We start from the raw sequence: 18,397 nt of genomic DNA, 5'->3' as shown, positions 1-18,397 counted from the left end.
ATGTTCTTTCGAGGTCGCCTGGTATGCAAATCAGTCGATTTCGAGAGGGTTAAATGCTGCATCGAAAACAAGACTCGCATCAAGGAGGTGTATTCAGTACACCTGAATCTAGACACGAGCTTCCTAAAGATAAACTTCCACAAACAAGCCATTCCTCAAATACAATTTATCAGTTGATCAAAGATGAACTCATCTTAGATGGAAACTCTAGGCAAAATTTAGCCACTTTTTGTCAAACTTGGATTGAGCCAGAAGTTGAAAAGCTGATGGCTATTGCTGTCGACAAAAATATTGTCGATAAAGATGAGTACCCTCAAACGGCTGAAATTGAAAAACGCTGTATTCATATCATCTCTGATCTTTGGCATGGAGAAAGCGGTGGAGAGTCAGCACTTGGTACTTCAACTACAGGCTCAAGTGAAGCTGCAATGCTGGGAGGATTAGCGTTACTTCGGAAATGGCAAATAAAAAGAAAGTCACAAGGTCTCGATTTTGATAAGCCAAACCTTGTTACTGGGCCTGTACAAGTGTGCTGGCACAAGTTTGCAAGATATTGGGGGGTGGAGCTGCGTGAAGTACCAATGGAGCAGGATTGTTACCAATTAACGCCTGAAGCCACAATTAAACATTGTGATGAAAACACCATTGCGGTAGTTGCCACGTTAGGGCTGACATTTACGGGTCAGTATGACCCCATAGAGCAGATAGCAAAAGCGCTCGATGAATTTCAATTGAAAACAAATATTGACGTCCCTATGCATGTTGATGCAGCTAGTGGTGGGTTTGTTGCCCCGTTTATTCAATCAGACCTTAAATGGGATTTTCGATTGAATCGAGTACGCTCAATTAATGCCTCCGGTCATAAGTTTGGATTAACACCATTGGGCGTCGGTTGGATATTGTGGCACACAGAGTCTGACTTGTCAGATGATCTTGTGTTTCACGTTAATTATCTTGGTGGCAATATGCCTGATATCGCCCTTAATTTTTCTCGACCCAGCGGGCAAGTCATTGCACAGTATTACAACTTTTTACATTTGGGTTTTGAAGGTTACCAGGCCATACAGTCAACCTGCCGAGATATCGCCATTTATCTTGCCGATGAAATTAACAAGCTAGGATATTTTGACATTATCTATAACGGTAATGGTGGGCTACCTGTCATTAGTTGGCAGTTAAAAGAGAATATAACGGATTTCAATCTCTATGATTTAGCAGATAGGCTAAGAAATAAAGGTTGGCAAGTTCCAGCCTACGCACTCCCTGTGAATCAGCAAGATACTGTAGTTCAAAGAATATTAGTGAAACGAGGGTTCAGTAAAGACTTAGCTTGCTTGTTAATGCGGGATTATAAGCAAGCTATTGAGCATTTAACTTCGCACCCAAGAGTTAAACCCTTAGAACAGAGCGAAGCCAGTGGTTTTCGTCACTGACAAATTGCAGGAGAGCTCCAGCAGCTCTCTATTTTTGCACCTGCTTTTTTAAGGTATTGATTAATACTTTTTTCTCCAGCTAAATGCGCTGCACCAACTGCAATAAAAAGCTGATACTTAGAACGTTCTTGTAATTTTTCAATGATGGACGAAGCCATACTTTTGTTTCGCTGCCAGAGTAACTTATCAATGAACTCTTGATCTCCTTGTCGTTTTAATTCCTCCTGAGAAAGGGCATCAATCGCATTTAAATTACCTTGTCGCCACGCTGCAAACATGGTTGTTACTTGGCTGTCGGAAGCGGTGATGGATTGAGTAAGCATTGACTCTTGAATACTTCTACTCATTTCACTCATTAGCTTCAATTGAAACTCTGTACTCTCTAATTGTAATAGCAGCTTTGAACCTTTATTTTCAATGAGGTGAGATTCAATGCCGAAGTTGGCGTGGTAGCCTAATTGATTTAAACGAAAGAGGGTAATTTGAGTAGCTTTAACCCAAGGTGAAAAACGCTCTAGTGCTGCGCACAGGCGGTGATGTGTTTTACAGTAATTATCATAGGCTTTATTTTGATTTTTATCAGTTTCAGCTCGAAGGGAGTATTTCGTAATAAGATGCTGGTCTTCAGCGGATGGTACCGCTTCGAGAACAATAGCATTACTAAGGTTAAGTTGTTTTTTAATTAAACTAGGTAAGGGGTAGAAATCCGGTTTTCCGACATGGACAGAACCAAGTAAGTAGGCTGTGTGCCCTTCAAAACTGATTTTAAAGAAAGGTGGCGTATCAGACTCTTTGGCTGATGCCGTTGATAATGCAAAATAGAAAAAAACGAAAATTAATGCATTAAGCTTTTTGCTGCTTTGCTTCATAATCTTTTATAATCCCTGTCAATTAAGATATCGAGAACAGTGTATGTCGTATAGCAAGATTTTTGAACAAATTCAGCAAAATATTCAACTGGTGTATCGTCAGGCTATTGATGCTGACCAACAATTGGACTCATTGAAGCAAGCTGGTCACGGGAAGTATAAAAGTATTTTTACTAAAGATGAGGGGTTTGTTGTAGAGAGCAACCGTTTCAAGCCTTATGTTGCAGAGCTTGTCGAGGAGTTTGAAGGGTTAAAAAAGCAGGAGCAACCCGATAATCAAGCTATTGCTGATGTGGTCGCCCGCTTGGGTGTGATATTACAAACATTACAATTACTAAAAAAGAAGTCTAAATAATTACTTTAATTTAGTTTTTGCCATTTTATCCATCCAGCTATTTAATAGGTGAGTTTCGTATTTAAACGGACGATCAAAGGCTGGTTGGATACGATCTAAGAAGCCCAAATCAGAAATATTCTCTTTTCCTTCCGCAAGGACTTTACCATCTTGAGTCACTTTATAAGTAAACTTAAATCTTGGTGGATAAACATCTTTTACCACTCTAATGTCGGATGCGCCCGCACCAAAACTTGGACGAACATCGCCGGCTAAATCAACATCAGTGACGGTCATTTGGAGCTTCTGATTAGATTTAAGTACCTTTTTAGCTTCTTTACTCAAGTTTTTTGTTAAATCTTTAAATAATCGAGCTTGAAATCGAGATTGTAATTCACCCGACGACTTTATATCACGATAATGATCTGGGGACTGCCAAGTCACCGATACATTTCCGTTTTCAATGTTTACAGTTTCATCTTTTTTTGCGTCATGAGCTGATGCTGCGCCAGCAAATATTAATGCAGCCAGCCCTAATACTAGTTTATTCATGGCTCCTCCTAATTTGAGCGTTATCAATAGTAACTTATTGTATTTGACAGGTTTGTGCTACTGAAGTTCTATTAATTTTAGTTTAGTCTTCATTCATTTGTTAATTTGTGATCCAGCACGACGTTGCCTATTAAATAACGATAAGTATTAAAGACTTCTCATCGCTGCATCAAACCGTTAGTATTCTCAACATTCTTTGCATAATAGATATCACTCATGCCTTTCTCTCTGCGTATTCTTAGTGTTTTATACGTGCTTATCATCGTTGCCGCTGTTTGGCGTTTTGTTGATGCGAATTCATTAGAAGTGTTTACTGTAGGCGTTTTACCTGTTTTATATGGGGTATGGAGAATCGAACCGTGGACGCTCATTGTTTTAAGGGTTTACCTTGCTTGTCAAACATTAGGCGTTGTTGCCCTTGGTGCTACGGCGGTGATTGCTTATCAAATTACGCCCGAAGATGTGAAGGTCGTTTTTGAAGGGTATAATATTCCGATGTTACCTTTAGTCGTGGCTATTATTGGTCTTTTGGGCTTTCAATGGTGGGTAGCGTTCAGCGCTAAAAATATTAAATATTTTAAGCAGCAGTAAATTTTTCTGGTGTAACTCCTGAGTTATGTGTCTATACTAGGAAATGAAGGTCGAAAAATGACCTCTTGCTTGCAGTTATTGGCAGTAATTCTAAGAAACACTTCTTCGTTGTTTGAATTCAATATAAAGCACTGACTTTAGGCTAAGCCTTAAAATATTACGTGAATGAGTTATTCGCTCAGTTTATGAAAGTGGTAATACATACGTTAAAAACGTAGAGTCTTACTTGAATTATCTATGGAAAGAAGAGACAACAATATGAATAAAAGTGAACTTGTTGCCATCATGGCCGAGAAAGCTGAAATCACAAAAGCAGAAGCAGGACGCGCATTAAGTGCTTTTGAAGGTGCTGTTACTGGTGCACTGAAATCAGGTGATAAAGTATCTATTTTAGGGTTTGGTTCGTTTGAAACCTCAACTCGCTCAGCAAGAACTGGTCGTAATCCACAAACGGGTAAAGAGATTCAAATCCCTGCAGCGACAGTTCCAAAATTTAAAGCTGGTAAGGCACTAAAAGACAGCGTTAATTAACTGCACAGTCAAGCTTGAAAAAGCAATGCAATAGCATTGCTTTTTTTTGTTTAATGAGCTTGAACATCAGCTGGTGTATAAAACTCTCTAAGAGTGCTTTTGTTCGGTCTACTATTCTGGATGGTTTGTGTGATAACCCTTTGAATGAGTTCGTCTGTTATTTCTAATTTCGTTGCCCCATTAGCAATCTCCCTGTTTAAATTTTGAGCGAATGCGAAGGCGAAATAACCTGAGTAGCGAGCGCAATTTTTGGAATCGAAATAGCTTTGCCATTTAGTACGGTATTGAGTGACGTTTGCACCGCACTCATATTTATATGCCTTGGGTTCGATCATGAATACTTTTTGGCGAGTAATAATTAAACAAGTTGCATGATCCGCTCTTTTTCCAACATGTTTCCAAAAAGGAAACATGCGTAACAACTTAAAAATTCCACCTCTGTAGCCTCGTTCTGATATTCCAAAAGGACACACAACAACTTTCTTTTCTTCATTTTCTTCATTGGCTATGCCAAGTTCACTATTAATATCTGAAGAAATATCGGTTAAAGGTGTACCATTAATAGAGTGTTGGTTTTGGATTTTTACAGGTAATTTTTCACTATTTATTTTTTTAACTATGTACGAGGTTACTTTTTGTGTATCTACTTGTTCACTAAAGTCACTTAGCTCTTTATCACTTTGAGAGCTCTCTATCGTCTTTGCGTGTTTCTTTGCTATTGAGCTTTCCATATCAGGACCTTCTGAACCAATGACCTCAATAGTTAAATCCAGTGATTCAACGACCTCGGGTCGGGCAGTACGGTCATATGATGAGCCCGTTTGAGAATCTTTTTCATCTGGTAGAACTGAGGCTGGAGGTAATTCTCGGCTCTCGATTTGGGGTGTTGCGCTTTGAGTTTCAGAGTGTCCTGAACTCATAGAGTTTTGTAATGAACTATTATCACTTATCTCATTTTTAGGTGGAGTATAAGGTTGGTCTTTAGATAATGGTGTTGATGAAGTTTGCCACTCAGAGGTAGGAGTTGAGGCAGCGCTTGCTTCATCATTAAGCGTAACTTCATACTCACGACCATTTTGATTAAGCGTTCTGTGTACTTCTTCCGGGCATGGAGAATCTTTCACAATTGAAGTTGTGAGGCTGGTGGCAGGATTCGAACCATCTACAGCTGACGTCATAAATAATCCATCAAGTTTAAAATACACATAAATTTGGTATGTCGTTTACGCTTAATTATAACCCTTTAATTTTGTAGAGTTTGTTTGTGAAAGTTTCTTAATCCTCAGTTTAAAGCATGTTTATTAACTAAAGTTCAAGTCTTTAATACTGGAAGTCATATTCAGAGAAATGTGATTAAGGTTGCGTTTTAGAATTGAGTCACTAATAATCCGATATAAGCAGTAGCAAAGGTTTAAGACGGAAAGCATTAATGAAACTTACACGGATGCTCACAAAAAAATTAGCCAGTTTTTGGTTAGGTTCATTAATCGCTGTGGCCGCCGTTTTTCTTATTGCTGCACTGCTCAGCTTTTTTCATCTGGCCAACCGGATGCAACAGCAGCAAGTTACTGAATTACAAGAAATGCTTTTGCAGCATCACCACCAGCATCTCACTTGGGATTTGGATGAGTGGTTGCCGCCCGTATTAATGAGTTATAAAACAGTAAAATTTGAGCTAACCCAAGGTGGACGCTCCTTATTTCAGTATCAAGGAAACAGTCATACGCCGTTTGTAACTGAATACCATAAAGCTTTCGATCCTGAGCATAACATTGTTATGCATGTCACCCTTGAGTCACCATATGTTTTACACCGTGTCGATGGTGTAGAGGTGGCCATTATTCTCATTGCATTAAGCCTGATAGGTTTATATGTCCGCTATGGTTTTAATTGGCTCTATAAGCAATTATTTGGTGTAGAAGAACTCGTTGCTCGCGGCCAAATGGTTCTTAATGGTGAGCATCATCGAGCACTTGAAAATAAGGGCAATGGTCAGCCGAGAATCATTAACCGTGCGCTTACTCAATTACTTGAGGAGCTTCAAGATGCACATAAAGAGCGATCAAGGTTTGACAAGTTTATCCGTTCAAATACTTTTCTTGACCCGGATACAGGGATAGGGAATCGGTTATACCTAAAAAACCGAATTGCAGCTCTTTCTAATGATTATGGCATGCTATCTCATGGTGTTATTTATTTGCTTGAAATGGAAGAGCTTGACGTGCTTCAACAAGATGCAGGTGAGGCGGCCATCATTGAATATTTAACAACCTGTGTCACTGCAATTGATAGTGCGTTAAAAAATCAAGCCAACAGTTTTGTCGCACGACGAGAATTCAATCAATTTGCAATCGTTATCCCGCAAATATCTCTACTTGAAGCAGACAGTATTGCTGCGAAGGTGCTAAGCATATGCCAACGTATTCCTATGCCAGAAGGTTTTAAACTTGATAATTTTTATCACATTGGTGGGGCGTACTTTAGCGTACAAGACAAACCTTCACAGTTGATCGAAGAAGCTGAAATGGCACTTAGGGCAGCTCAGTATCAAGGTAATAGCAGCTGGTTTATGTACGACAAAGGGAGTGTTGATCAAGAGTTTGCTAAAGGTTCTGTTCGATGGAGAACATTGTTGGCAATGGCATTGGAGAAGAAAAGGTTCGTTCACTTTGCGACTCCAACGCTCGATTTTGATGGTGAAATACTGCATCAAGAAATTTTCGCTCGCTTGAGAGAGAAAAAAGACAGTTATATACGTGCGACTCAATATGCTCCGATGGCTGTGAAGTGTGGTCTAATGCCGCAAATTGATCGAATGCTCATCAACGAGTTATTTAATAAATACCTGAAGCAAAAAAAGTATCAGGGTCAACATTATTGTATTAATTTAAGTCTTGATTCAGTGATGAGCGAACAATTTGTTAGCTGGTTAAAGACAACCTTGTTAGAGCACCGAAACCACGTTTCAAACCTCATTTTTGAAGTGCATGAGTCTGCGGCTTTTAAGCATAGTGAACAATTGAAACCCGTGTTTAACATCATCAGAAAAATGGGGGCAAAAATCAGCGTTGATTTTGTCGGTCAGCAAGTTGTCGGGAGTCAGTATTTGAAAGAGTTACAAGTTGACTTCATTAAGTTGCATCCATCTATTATTAGACAAATTCATTTGCGCCCAGAAAACCAACTGTTTGTGCGTAGTTTAATTGGTGCGTTGTTCAAAACAGAAATACAAATTCAAGCGGAAGGTGTCGTTAGTTTTGAAGAGTGGCAAATTTTGAAAGTCCTTGGTGTTACTGGTGGTCAAGGACCTTATTTTCAAGAGTTGAAAGAACTTTAAAACCGGTAAACAACTTGATCAAATTAGGTCAATTTATAAGGTAGTATTTTTGGTAGTATTTGACTCGTTTGAATCACAAAAGTCTGAGCCATTTGATAGCCGTTATCTTAGCTTACTTATTGGGAGCGACCGCTAGTAAATCGCTGCGCAAAATACTTTCATCTGCCTAAGTGAAAGTTCTGTGATTATTTTCTATTTCCCTTAGCTGTAACAATAGAAAACTATTCACCTCTCTGATATTTCGATGATTATGATACCGGGTAGTTTGTCGAAGTCTTATCGATGTCGCTGTTGTTTTTTGACAATAAAAACAATGGCTTTCTAGATTAATCTTGTTTTGAATAGTATGAGTAGATTAATGACTTTTTTCTGAAGGTTAATGATAAACAATAGAGATATGTTGCTTATTTCTAAATAAACTCAATCAAGCTTGACCTTTTACTGTCAATTAATAGAGAATTGTCAATTAATTGCCCGACTTAGAGTTGTGCGCGAAGTATACTTATAATAATCATAAAGGCGTTTGTATGAGTGCTGGGTTGTATCAAAAGCTGGCTTTTTGGAAGCAATCCAAGGAGCGGGTCAACATTGGTGTGTTTTTAACAAAAAACACTCTATGGTTAACGATGCTTAATGAGCATGACCGTCCGCAATATTCATCTATAGATTTTGATGGAAATTGGCATCAAGCGTTTTCACAGATTCAGCAACGTTTTCCAAGTGCCAGTCTTTCAATCGTTCTAAGCTCAGAATTTTATCAATTGGTTCAGGCCGATAAACCTAATGTTGATGAATCAGAGCTTAAAGCTGCACTTATTTGGGCCGTAAAAGATCTTGTAAATGTGCCTCCGGCGAACATACATCTGGATTATTTTGATACGCCTATAGCCGCAAATGGAAAAGTAAATGTCGTGGTGGCAGCCAAAGATGCGATACAAGACATTGCGCTTGCAGCTCAAAAACATAATGTACACATCAAACAAATCAGTATTGAAGAATTACTTCTGCCAAAAATTTCTAATGACGTAGACCAAGCTCAGCTTGTACTTTGTCACTACGAGGGAGGGGAGTTGCTTTTATCCATCGTAAAAAATGACGCTATTTATTTGCAACGAAGAATTCGTGGATTTCATGCTTTAGATAAAATGAGCCGTGAAGACTTAAGTTATGGCGCAACAGATAATCTCAGTATTGAAATTCAACGCTCGATGGATTTTTATGAAGGGCAGTTGAGACAAGCCCCAATCAAGAAAATTACTGTGGTGATTGATAATGTTGCCGAGGATTTAGCCGACTTATTAAAGGTGAATTTTGCACAAACTGTCGAAGCGATAAAAACCGATAATGTGAGCGCTTATTTATCCGGATTAACGCTCGTTGAGATTGAGCAAGAAAGCGCTGAGGTGAGTCAATGAGTCAAACAGCTTTAAAGCTAAGCATTAATCTTTATTCTTCTGAGCTGTTACCAAAACAACTCAAGTTGTCATTTGCTCGGTTGATGGCGGCCTTAATTTTGCTTCCCTTAATTAGCGGTTTTTACTTCGCAGTGAGTTATATAGAGAAACTAGACGTTCAATCACAAATTGCTCATGCAAACCAACTAAAGCAACAGTTAACCCAAGAGCAAGACACATTAAAAAAGCAGCTTGAATTACATAAACCCACGAAGAAGCTTTTAGATGAAGTGGCAAATGGCCGGCAACGTCTTGAGCTTACACAAAAGTTGATTTCTAAAGTAGGAAGCTCCGACCAATATCAGAGCAAAAGCTTCCAAGTACTATTAGAAGATCTCGCCGCAACAGCCGATGGCACGACTTGGTTAACTCACATTATTGTCGAAGGTAAAAAGGTCAATCTCACTGGTGAAACGCAGCAAGCTGCAGCAGTGCCAGCATGGATTAAGCGGTTAGGAAAAACATCAGCATTAGCAGGCGTCAGTTTTAATCAGCTTCTTGTTAACCGAAACCAAGATAATGTGTTGCAATTTCAGATTAATTCGCAGTCTGCGCCGCAAGGAGAAGTAAAATGAAAGCACTTTTCCTGACGTGGCAACAAGCTTTTGAGTCGTTGACCAAACGTGAAAGATCGTTGATTGGGTTATCAGCACTGATCGTAATCGGTTGGCTCTCATGGTTGCCGATAGAGGGTATCTTAAAAGACGTTTCTGCTAAAACGCAGCAGTTAAAACAACTTGAGATGGATAATGGTGTCGCTCAACAGTTGAATGACAGTTATCATCAAGCATTACTTAAAGACCCCAACGAAGAGTTTCAACAGCAGTTGCAGAGTTTAAATCAACAGCAAAATCTATTAGAAGACAAGTTAAAAGCGCAAGTTGTTGATATGGTTCCTGCAGAACAAATGCCTGTTCTGTTAGAACAATTTCTGGATAAAACCAGAGGGAATACATTGCTTTCTCTTGAGTCTATCGCACCGACACCCTTATTAGATCCAGATGTTAACAATGCGCCTAATTTGTACCGTCACGGTATAAAAATCAAATTAAGTTCAAGTTACTTTGATTTTCTTGATTTTGTAAAAGCGGTTGATTCAATGCCTAAGAAGCTTTATTGGCATCGGTTAGATTACCAAGTTAAAGACTACCCAAAAGCAGAAGTTGAGCTGGAATTGTATTCGTTAAGCTTATCTAAGGAGTTTATTCGTGTTGCGCAAAACTAACTTAGTCATGCTGTTTTCTGGCTTGCTTTTTTTACCTCAATTACAAGCTAAATCTGAAATATCTATTGATCCTACTCGGCCTGGTGTTGTTGTGACACATTCAAAGTCAACCAAAGAACAAGCGTCGGCATGGAAGCTAACGAGTATTGTAATGGGCGATAAACCGTTTGCCATTATAGATGATCAGATTAAACAAATTGGTGACAAGATTCATGGCGTAAACATTACGTCTATAACGTCAGATTCAGTAACACTTTCCGATGGGCGTGAATTGGCGCTTTTTGAGTCAGTAATAGAGCACAAAGGATAATAATAAGATGACTTTAAATAAAATTCTGATTTCATGTATCGCTCTGTCATTAATAGGATGCCAAAGTGCTTATCGGCCAGAGCCTAAAGCGGCTAAGCATGAATTGGAACAGGCGATCTCCTCTGTTAAAACTAAACCAAAAACGAATTCACTGACACCACCGCCACCCTTACCACAGGCCGTTCAGCAAGAGTTATCAGCAAATGCGTTACTGGGTGATACAGGCCGAAGAATTCAAGAAAAGCGTTTTGATGTTAATGCCAAAGACGTCGATGCCAAGGTGTTTTTCGCAAGTTTAGTACATAGCTCACCTTTCAGTATTGTGGTTCACCCTCAAGTGACAGGAACCATTTCCCTGTCGCTAAAAGCAGTTACCTTGTCGGAAGTTCTTCAGGTTGTTCAAGATATCTATGGTTATGAGGTGCGCCGCCAAGGGCGTATTTTGCGTGTCTATCCAGCTGGATTGAGAACAGAAACATTCCCTGTTAATTACCTTTACATGCAACGCCAAGGGACATCGCTCACATCTGTGAACTCAGGGCGTATTTCTGACAATAATCAGAATAATAGTAGTAACAATAACAACAGTAATAACGGCGGTATTGGTAACAATAATAACTCGAGTAATAACCAGAATGGCGCTAATAGAAGTAATAATTCGGTAACGAATGGTACCTTTATTCGTACCACGAATGAGACTGATTTTTGGAAGGACTTACAAAATACGTTAAGTTCAATTGTGGGTAGCGAAGGACAGGGCCGCCAAGTCGTAGTGACGCCTCAAGCTGGGTTAGTTACAGTAAGAGCTTACCCAGACGAGCTTCGTCAAGTTCGCGAGTTTCTCTCTAAAGCCGAGTCTCACTTGCAAAGACAAGTGATCTTACAAGCTAAGATCATTGAAGTTACTTTGTCAGATGGATACCAACAAGGGATTCAATGGAAGCAGCTTAGTGCAACAGCTGGCAGTGGTGGAAATACCAGTATTGACTTTGGGACGTCATCACCGACTGAAGCGATTGGTAATCAAATTACTCGAGCGATTGGCGGTGTCGCAGGGCTAACAGTCAAAGGCTCTAACTTTGAAGCGATGATCAACCTGCTTAAAACGCAGGGTGATGTTGATGTGCTTTCCAGTCCAAGAGTGACAGCCTCGAATAACCAAAAAGCAGTGATTAAAGTTGGCTCAGACGAATATTTTGTGACAGAGGTTTCTTCCAATGTTGTGCAATCTTCAAATGGTTCGGCACCAATAACTCAGCCAGAAGTTGAACTCACGCCATTCTTCTCTGGTATTGCACTCGATGTTACACCACAAATTGATGATGATGGTGGTGTACTTTTGCATGTTCATCCGTCAGTGATAGACATTAATGAGCAGACGAAAAGCATCGAAATAGGTGATGAACCTTTAGTATTGCCATTGGCACGCAGCCAGATCCGTGAGTCAGATACAGTGATAAAAGCGAAGACAGGTGATGTGGTTGTAATCGGCGGATTAATGAAAACTGAGAAGGTTGATCAAGTTTCTAAGGTACCATTTTTAGGTGATATTCCTATTATTGGTGAAGCATTTACTAACCGTAAGAAAGTAAACCATAAGACGGAGTTAATTATTTTACTCAAGCCAACAGTTGTGGGTGAAGGCACCTGGAAAACAGAACTTGAGCGTTCTCGAGATCTGCTGAATCGCTGGTATCCAGAAAATTAATCTGGAATATACCTATGTATGAGCAGCATTTTGGTTTAACGGAGCTTCCATTTACGCTTACGCCCGACACGAGTTATTTTGTTGGGCTTGCTCCTCATGTCGAAGCCATTCAGGTGTTGCAGGCAGCATTACAAATGGGAGAAGGTTTCATCAAAGTGACTGGTGAAGTCGGTAGTGGTAAAACATTATTGTGTAGAAAGCTGCTTAATGAACTACCTAAACAGTTTCAGTGCGCTTATATACCTAACCCATATTTAACTCCGGAGGAGTTGAACTGGGCTTTAGCCAGTGAATTGGATATCAAGTTTAAACAGAACGTGAATCAGATTCAGCTGAGTAATTTAATCCAACAGAAATTGATTCAGTTAGCCGCAGCTAAAAAAATTGTGGTGTTAGTGCTAGATGAAGCACAGGCAATACCCAGTGAAACATTAGAAGCACTCAGACTTTATACCAACTTAGAAACAGAAAAGCGTAAGCTCCTACATTTAGTGATGTTTGGCCAGCCAGAATTAGATCAGCGTTTAGCGACAAACGAATTCAGACAGTTACGTCAGCGGATCAGCTTCAGTTACGGTTTGCGTTTACTCACTAACGATGAAGTGCATAACTACATTGAGCAACGTTTAAGGGTTGCGGGCTTAAAAGGTGCAAGTTTACTTACCCCGAGTGTAAGTGAAACTATCGCCAGTGCTGCACGTGGTACACCGAGATTAATCAATATTTTAACTCACAAAGCCTTATTACTTGCTTTTGGAGAAGGTGCACATCAACTCTCTCGTCAGCACATTTTAACCGCCGTATTAGACACTGAAGATGCAACAAAAGTAGGTATGCGTTCCCAAAAAACTGTTTGGGCCTATGGTATTGCTGCAGGCTTACTTGGCACTGTGGTTTACTTTTTTTCAAGTAGAGGTTTTCTATGAGTGTTATCAACAAAATGTTGAAGGATTTAGACAACCGCCAACAACCCCACGGAATTGAAAATATTTCAGCAGCGCAAAAGTCATCGCAGCAGGTTAAGCCAAATCGATTGCCATGGATTTTAATTGCATTCATTCTTGTTGCTGGTATGAGTTATTACTTCTTTCAGCAAAACTCCTCGACAGAAACGACGCCTAAATCAACGAATAGCCAAGTTTTAGCGAAGAAGCCATTCAAGGACAAATCTGAGGCTCAAGTCGCTGCAGAACCAAAGCAAAAAGTGATCACGAAAGTTGAAAAATCTTTGAGTGAATCAAGTACTGAGGATAAGACATCTAAAGCGATAAATGCGAGCGTGGGCGATCGTTTTCCGAATACAAAAAAAATTGAGCAGCGTAAACAGCAACGAGCCATTCAAGCAGAGGATCAAAAAAACGGTTTTGATGCGAGCACTCATGAGGCAGAAGTTGTGCCTGAGCAGCCTGAAAAAAGTAGCCAAATGGCGGCGCAAAGCCAATCACAAACAAAGCCTGTCGATAGCGTGTTAGAAATAAAAGAAGTGAAGTTATCGCCTCAAGAATTAGCAAATAAATTTGCAAAGCAAGCACTGTCTGCAGAACTGTCTGGTGAGTTGTCGCTTGCAAGAGAAAATTATGCCAAAGCGTTAACCCTGGATAAAGCAAAGCATTCAGTTCGTACAAAGTTAGCCGCACTTTATTATGGCGAGCATGACAATCGTCAAGCAATGCAATTACTTGAGGATGGTATAAAACGATTTCCTAACCAGTCTGAATTCAAATTACTCCTTGCGAAGATACAAGCTAAGGAGAACAAACCGCTTCAATCGTTAAAAACCTTAGACACTATTGCTGATACGGATAATCTAGCGGCAGAAAAATGGGTACAACAAAGCACTATTGCTCAGCAACAGAAACAGTATTCACTGGCCATTAAAGCGTTTCAAAAACTGACCAGTTATGAGCCCTCTCAAGCTCGATGGTGGCTTGGTTTGGGTTACAACCTAGATGCGTCTGGACAGTACTCTTTAGCCGTCAAGGCATACCAACGTGCGCTCCAGCAAGCGAATTTATCTCGTGCGAGCAGAGAATACATAGTGTCTCGTCTTTCGCAAATCACCCACTATAAATAGGAAGCAGAGTTTTATATGAAACCTAAGTTAAAAAAACGTCTTGGTGATTTGTTAGTAGAAAACGGGATCATTAGTGAAGAACAACTAATGGAGGCGTTGGCCGAGCAGCGAAGTTCAGGAAGAAAACTGGGTAAAACGCTGACCGATTTACGTCATATCTCTGAAGAGCAATTACTGACATTCTTATCCCAGCAGTTGAACTTACCGTTTCTTGATATCAGTCGCCGCCCTATTTCTGCCGAGGTTGTAGCACTGTTACCTGAAGTTCAGGCTCGCCGTTATCGAGCTTTGGTGATTGAAGCGGATGACAGTTCCGCTAAAGTTGCGATGAGTGATCCGGCAGATCTGCAAGCGCTCGATAATATTGAGTCATTGCTCGCACCAAGAAACATCAGTCTTGCCGTGGTGCCTGAACAGCAGCTTTTAAATGCGTTTGATACGCTTTACCGCCGAACTCAAGAAATCGCTCAAATAGCTGAAGAGCTTGAACAAGAATATGCTGCCGATGATTTGTTTGATTTAGGCGGATTGACCGCAGGTGACTCAGATAATGAAACAACAGTTGTCAAACTCCTGCAATCGATTTTTGAAGATGCCGTGCAAATGCGTGCTTCAGATATTCACATTGAACCCGGTGATGGAAAACTGTTTATTCGCCAGCGTATTGATGGTCAGTTGCAAGAGAATATTCTGAATGAAGCGAATATCTCCTCGGCGCTCGTGCTGCGTTTGAAATTAATGGCTGGTTTAGATATTTCTGAAAAACGCTTGCCACAAGATGGTCGTTTTCATATTGAAATTCGTGGTCATAGGATTGATGTACGTATGTCAACCATGCCCATTTATCATGGTGAATCGGTAGTAATGCGTTTACTTGACCAGTCTGCAGGTCTTTTAACACTTGATGAAACCGGTATGCCGGCAGAGATGCTTGAAAAAGTGCGAAAGCAGATCAAGCGCCCTCACGGTATGTTATTGGTTACAGGTCCTACGGGTAGCGGTAAAACGACCAGTTTGTATGGTGTGTTGAGTGAGTTAAACACGCCAGATCGTAAAATTATCACAGTAGAAGATCCTGTTGAATATCAATTGCCACGAATCAACCAAGTTCAAGTCAATCATAAAATTGGTTTGGATTTCTCGAATGTACTGAGAACAACACTTCGTCAGGATCCTGATATCATCATGGTCGGTGAGATGCGTGACAAAGAAACCGTTGAAATTGGTCTACGAGGCGCATTAACCGGTCACTTTGTATTATCTACACTTCATACTAATGACGCAGTGACCAGTGCTTTGAGACTGCTTGATATGGGGGCGGCAAGCTACCTTGTTGCCAGTGCACTTCGAGTTATCATTGCACAACGTTTGGTACGCCGCGTTTGTCAAAATTGCGCCGTAGATTATCAACTAAGCCATCAAGATTTGATTTGGTTGATGAATGCAACCACCAAAGACTTTACTCAAGCTAAGTTGAAAGTAGGCACGGGTTGCCAAAACTGTAACCACAGTGGCTACCGTGGACGAATTGGTGTGTTTGAAATGCTTGAGCTTGACGATGAGCTCGTTGATGTAATGCGCAGTGGCAATCCGCAAGATTTTGCTCGCGCTGCGAAAAACAAACCTGACTTTATACCATTAGCACAAGCTGCAATGGATTACTTATATCAAGGGATGACGACCATCGAGGAAGTCGCTAAGTTGGTTGAAACCGTTAATGAAATAAAACAACCGGTTTCAGCAATCAACACGATGTTAGAGGAATAGTTTATCGATGGCATGGTTTGAGTTTCGAGGTCGGGATAGCAGTGGCCAAGAAGTAAAAGGAAAGCTTGAAGCACAGTCTGAAAATGCAGCCGCCGATTTATTGATGGCTCGTGGGACAATTCCACTTGAAGTTAAGCTGCATAAAGAGGCGGCTAAATTTGATGTTGCAACGCTGTTTCAGCGTAAAGTCAGCCTCGAAGAGTTACAAATCTTTACTCGGCAACTGTACTCGCTTACTAAAGCGGGCATTCCAATTCTTCGCTCGATAGCAGGGCTTGCAGAAAGTACGCATTCGATAAGAATGAAGAATGCATTAGCGTCGATTTTAGAACAACTGACGGCGGGTCGCCCATTATCTTCTGCAATGAATCAACATCCTGATGTGTTTGATGCACTGTTTGTTTCGATGGTTCATGTCGGAGAAAACTCAGGTAAGTTGGAAGAGGCTTTGATTCAACTCTCTGGTTATATTGAGCGTGAGCAAGAGACACGTCGTCGAATAAAAGCGGCCATGCGATACCCAACTTTTGTACTAGCTGCAATTGCTATCGCAATCACGGTGCTAAATATTCTGGTGATCCCCAAGTTTGCCGATATGTTCAGTCGTTTTGGTGCTGATTTACCTTGGGCCACCAAAGTATTGATTGCGACTTCTAACGCATTTGTTCATCACTGGGTATTAATGCTAATTGCGTTGGTTAGCGCAATCGTTGGTATACGTTTTTGGCATGCCAGTGAAAAAGGTGAAAAACAATGGGACAAATGGAAGCTAAAAATCCCCGTTGTAGGCTCGATCATTGAGCGCTCCACCTTGTCACGTTATTGCCGCAGTTTTTCTATGATGTTAGGCGCTGGTGTTCCAATGACTCAGGCACTGAGCTTAGTGGCGGATGCGGTAGATAATCAGTATATGCATGACCGAATTGTCGGTATGCGCCGTGGTATTGAATCTGGTGAGTCGATGTTACGAACTTCAGCGCAAAGTGGTTTGTTTACCCCTTTGGTGTTGCAAATGGTTGCCGTGGGTGAAGAAACAGGGCAAATAGACAGCCTGCTTACTGACGCTGCTGATTTTTATGAAGGTGAAGTGGATTACGATTTAAAAAATCTCACCGCTAAGCTTGAGCCTATCCTTATTGCAATTGTCGCTGGCATGGTTCTGATTTTAGCATTAGGGATTTACTTACCGATGTGGGACATGCTCAACCTTGTGAAAGGTGGATAATGGCAAGAATGGATCGCCAGCAAAACACAGAAGCAAATTTGATGCATTCGCTTGTGCGGATTATCTCAGTAGCGATGATTTTAGGTTTGATTGCCGTTGCCATTCACAAAATGTTAGCGCCATTGCAGGTTTTTCATAATGAGACCTTTAAGCAAGAGTCATTAAGGCTAAAGCAAGTCATTTCAGTACTGCACAATCAATGGTTGATTAAAGGTAAGCCCGATGTGTTAAAGGCTCAATGGCATCAACTTGATGCTGAAGCTAAAACGGAGAAACTCGTTTTAAAAGGCGAGCATAGCATGATTAAGTTTACCAACAGTGGGTACCCGATGCCGAACTCGCTTGATAATCAAGGTTGTATGGCACTATGGAATGACTTGATGGCTGCAGACTCTAAGCACTTAAAACTTTTTGCTCAATACCATGAAAAAAGTCGTTTATGTCGGTATCACCAACAAGGTGACACTCGAAACAGCGGTAAGTTATCAAGCATTGAGTACCAATGGAAGATAGGAAAAGTTGCTTATTTATTTTTAGATACAGAATAAAAATTTGCAGTAACTTGCGAATAGCGTCAAAAATTTGTGGTTGGATGAGTTTAGGGCTAGGTAAGTAATTAAAACTTCGATAGAATAACTTTTGACTAATCATTTTTTCCTAGTAGGTTTTTATAATTTCTCGGGTGAAAAGGATAATAAAATAACAACAGGATGGAGTTTTATCAGGAACTCTCTCATGTAGTGAAAATTGGAGTAGTAACAGCAACAACTGACGTTTACACGATGGGTTGATTGCTGCACGTCACGGAAGATTGAGGGTGTCATAGCCGAGTAGCGTGAGCTGATCGATATGATTTTCTGGGACGGCGGTTTTGCGATTATTTATATAGTTAATTGTGCAACCGTAACTTGTATCATTCGTACCCCTTACCTCTGAAATACCTAAATATTTTTGCATCAACATTACGTCATTGATTTAGTCTGTGTG

At 40.4% G+C, this 18,397-nt stretch carries 18 protein-coding genes; 15 read left to right on the top strand and 3 right to left on the bottom strand.

All coding sequences use genetic code 11. The annotated features are described in order from the left end of the window. The first annotated feature begins 53 nt into the window (after nt 1–53). Nucleotides 54–1,433, top strand: a complete 1,380-nt coding sequence (gene gad / locus AC1EU2_RS10765) for a glutamate decarboxylase (RefSeq protein ID WP_480298283.1) — start codon at nt 54–56, stop codon at nt 1,431–1,433. Here gad and AC1EU2_RS10760 read toward each other — a convergent pair. Continuing rightward, nucleotides 1,427–2,302 (bottom strand): TraB/GumN family protein, encoded by an 876-nt coding sequence (locus tag AC1EU2_RS10760; RefSeq protein ID WP_480298282.1) that lies wholly within the window; start codon nt 2,300–2,302, stop codon nt 1,427–1,429. The two genes, gad and AC1EU2_RS10760, sit on opposite strands and share 7 nt — an antisense overlap. A gap of 43 nt (nt 2,303–2,345) precedes the next feature. On the opposite strand from AC1EU2_RS10760, the gene AC1EU2_RS10755 reads away from it, so the two are divergent. Next, on the top strand, nt 2,346–2,657 hold the full coding sequence (locus AC1EU2_RS10755; protein ID WP_129945499.1) for a prephenate dehydrogenase: 312 nt from the start codon (nt 2,346–2,348) through the stop codon (nt 2,655–2,657). On the opposite strand, the gene AC1EU2_RS10750 is transcribed toward AC1EU2_RS10755, so the two are convergent. Continuing rightward, entirely contained in the window at nt 2,658–3,188 is a 531-nt protein-coding gene (locus AC1EU2_RS10750; RefSeq protein WP_480298281.1) for a DUF3016 domain-containing protein, read from the bottom strand. 216 nt (nt 3,189–3,404) lie between these two features. Between AC1EU2_RS10750 and AC1EU2_RS10745 the strand changes: the two genes are divergently transcribed. Together AC1EU2_RS10745 and AC1EU2_RS10740 are read left to right on the top strand one after the other, a co-directional pair. Further along, the gene (locus AC1EU2_RS10745; protein ID WP_480298280.1) at nt 3,405–3,779 is read left to right on the top strand and encodes a hypothetical protein; all 375 of its coding nucleotides are present in this window, start codon (nt 3,405–3,407) and stop codon (nt 3,777–3,779) included. Between the two features lie 258 nt (nt 3,780–4,037). After that, entirely contained in the window at nt 4,038–4,310 is a 273-nt protein-coding gene (locus AC1EU2_RS10740; protein ID WP_129945493.1) for an HU family DNA-binding protein, read from the top strand. 50 nt (nt 4,311–4,360) lie between these two features. Here AC1EU2_RS10740 and AC1EU2_RS10735 read toward each other — a convergent pair whose 3' ends face one another. Continuing rightward, a complete protein-coding gene (locus AC1EU2_RS10735; protein ID WP_480298279.1) occupies nt 4,361–5,488 on the bottom strand; it encodes a hypothetical protein in 1,128 nt (375 codons plus the stop codon). Between the two features lie 251 nt (nt 5,489–5,739). On the opposite strand from AC1EU2_RS10735, the gene csrD reads away from it, so the two are divergent. From csrD to AC1EU2_RS10680, 11 genes are all read left to right on the top strand, one after another. Further along, nucleotides 5,740–7,647: an RNase E specificity factor CsrD gene (gene csrD, locus AC1EU2_RS10730; protein ID WP_480298278.1), complete on the top strand. Its 1,908-nt coding sequence runs from the start codon at nt 5,740–5,742 to the stop codon at nt 7,645–7,647. A 527-nt stretch (nt 7,648–8,174) separates the two neighbouring features. Beyond that, complete coding sequence (locus AC1EU2_RS10725; protein WP_480298277.1) at nt 8,175–9,062, top strand: MSHA biogenesis protein MshI; 888 nt, start codon at nt 8,175–8,177, stop codon at nt 9,060–9,062. After that, on the top strand, nt 9,059–9,676 hold the full coding sequence (locus AC1EU2_RS10720; RefSeq protein WP_480298276.1) for a PilN domain-containing protein: 618 nt from the start codon (nt 9,059–9,061) through the stop codon (nt 9,674–9,676). Before AC1EU2_RS10725 ends, AC1EU2_RS10720 begins: the two co-directional genes overlap by 4 nt. Beyond that, nucleotides 9,673–10,326, top strand: a complete 654-nt coding sequence (locus AC1EU2_RS10715; protein ID WP_480298275.1) for an MSHA biogenesis protein MshJ — start codon at nt 9,673–9,675, stop codon at nt 10,324–10,326. The genes AC1EU2_RS10720 and AC1EU2_RS10715 overlap by 4 nt, the downstream gene beginning before the upstream one ends. After that, on the top strand, nt 10,310–10,636 hold the full coding sequence (locus AC1EU2_RS10710; protein ID WP_480298274.1) for an MSHA biogenesis protein MshK: 327 nt from the start codon (nt 10,310–10,312) through the stop codon (nt 10,634–10,636). The genes AC1EU2_RS10715 and AC1EU2_RS10710 overlap by 17 nt, the downstream gene beginning before the upstream one ends. 7 nt (nt 10,637–10,643) lie before the next feature. Beyond that, nucleotides 10,644–12,344: a pilus (MSHA type) biogenesis protein MshL gene (gene mshL, locus AC1EU2_RS10705; protein ID WP_480298273.1), complete on the top strand. Its 1,701-nt coding sequence runs from the start codon at nt 10,644–10,646 to the stop codon at nt 12,342–12,344. Nucleotides 12,345–12,358: 14 nt separating this feature from the next. Beyond that, nucleotides 12,359–13,270 (top strand): ExeA family protein, encoded by a 912-nt coding sequence (locus AC1EU2_RS10700; RefSeq protein ID WP_480298272.1) that lies wholly within the window; start codon nt 12,359–12,361, stop codon nt 13,268–13,270. Beyond that, nucleotides 13,267–14,418: a tetratricopeptide repeat protein gene (locus tag AC1EU2_RS10695; RefSeq protein ID WP_480298271.1), complete on the top strand. Its 1,152-nt coding sequence runs from the start codon at nt 13,267–13,269 to the stop codon at nt 14,416–14,418. Before AC1EU2_RS10700 ends, AC1EU2_RS10695 begins: the two co-directional genes overlap by 4 nt. Before the next feature lie 15 nt (nt 14,419–14,433). Next, nucleotides 14,434–16,185 (top strand): GspE/PulE family protein, encoded by a 1,752-nt coding sequence (locus AC1EU2_RS10690; RefSeq protein ID WP_480298270.1) that lies wholly within the window; start codon nt 14,434–14,436, stop codon nt 16,183–16,185. 7 nt (nt 16,186–16,192) lie between these two features. Next, on the top strand, nt 16,193–17,410 hold the full coding sequence (locus AC1EU2_RS10685) for a type II secretion system F family protein (protein ID WP_480298269.1): 1,218 nt from the start codon (nt 16,193–16,195) through the stop codon (nt 17,408–17,410). Next, on the top strand, nt 17,410–17,958 hold the full coding sequence (locus AC1EU2_RS10680) for a hypothetical protein (protein ID WP_480298268.1): 549 nt from the start codon (nt 17,410–17,412) through the stop codon (nt 17,956–17,958). The genes AC1EU2_RS10685 and AC1EU2_RS10680 overlap by 1 nt, the downstream gene beginning before the upstream one ends. Nucleotides 17,959–18,397: the final 439 nt, after the last annotated feature.

The sequence above is a fragment of the Parashewanella sp. 2304DJ23-3 genome (assembly GCF_056591695.1).
Note: the sequence above shows the minus strand (reverse complement) of the source record. Positions and strands in the feature narration are given on the sequence as shown.

Bases quoted from the DNA above. Each gene is read 5' to 3' on its own strand.
- gad (WP_480298283.1), top strand. From the start codon at position 54: ATGCTGCATCGAAAACAAGACTCGCATCAAGGAGGTGTATTCAGTACA.
- AC1EU2_RS10740 (WP_129945493.1), top strand. From the start codon at position 4,038: ATGAATAAAAGTGAACTTGTTGCCATCATGGCCGAGAAAGCTGAAATC.
- AC1EU2_RS10685 (WP_480298269.1), top strand. From the start codon at position 16,193: ATGGCATGGTTTGAGTTTCGAGGTCGGGATAGCAGTGGCCAAGAAGTA.
- mshL (WP_480298273.1), top strand. From the start codon at position 10,644: ATGACTTTAAATAAAATTCTGATTTCATGTATCGCTCTGTCATTAATA.
- AC1EU2_RS10720 (WP_480298276.1), top strand. From the start codon at position 9,059: ATGAGTCAAACAGCTTTAAAGCTAAGCATTAATCTTTATTCTTCTGAG.
- AC1EU2_RS10695 (WP_480298271.1), top strand. From the start codon at position 13,267: ATGAGTGTTATCAACAAAATGTTGAAGGATTTAGACAACCGCCAACAA.
- AC1EU2_RS10700 (WP_480298272.1), top strand. From the start codon at position 12,359: ATGTATGAGCAGCATTTTGGTTTAACGGAGCTTCCATTTACGCTTACG.
- AC1EU2_RS10715 (WP_480298275.1), top strand. From the start codon at position 9,673: ATGAAAGCACTTTTCCTGACGTGGCAACAAGCTTTTGAGTCGTTGACC.
- AC1EU2_RS10760 (WP_480298282.1), bottom strand. From the start codon at position 2,302: ATGAAGCAAAGCAGCAAAAAGCTTAATGCATTAATTTTCGTTTTTTTC.
- AC1EU2_RS10680 (WP_480298268.1), top strand. From the start codon at position 17,410: ATGGCAAGAATGGATCGCCAGCAAAACACAGAAGCAAATTTGATGCAT.
- AC1EU2_RS10735 (WP_480298279.1), bottom strand. From the start codon at position 5,488: ATGACGTCAGCTGTAGATGGTTCGAATCCTGCCACCAGCCTCACAACT.
- AC1EU2_RS10750 (WP_480298281.1), bottom strand. From the start codon at position 3,188: ATGAATAAACTAGTATTAGGGCTGGCTGCATTAATATTTGCTGGCGCA.
- AC1EU2_RS10745 (WP_480298280.1), top strand. From the start codon at position 3,405: ATGCCTTTCTCTCTGCGTATTCTTAGTGTTTTATACGTGCTTATCATC.
- csrD (WP_480298278.1), top strand. From the start codon at position 5,740: ATGAAACTTACACGGATGCTCACAAAAAAATTAGCCAGTTTTTGGTTA.
- AC1EU2_RS10690 (WP_480298270.1), top strand. From the start codon at position 14,434: ATGAAACCTAAGTTAAAAAAACGTCTTGGTGATTTGTTAGTAGAAAAC.
- AC1EU2_RS10755 (WP_129945499.1), top strand. From the start codon at position 2,346: ATGTCGTATAGCAAGATTTTTGAACAAATTCAGCAAAATATTCAACTG.
- AC1EU2_RS10725 (WP_480298277.1), top strand. From the start codon at position 8,175: ATGAGTGCTGGGTTGTATCAAAAGCTGGCTTTTTGGAAGCAATCCAAG.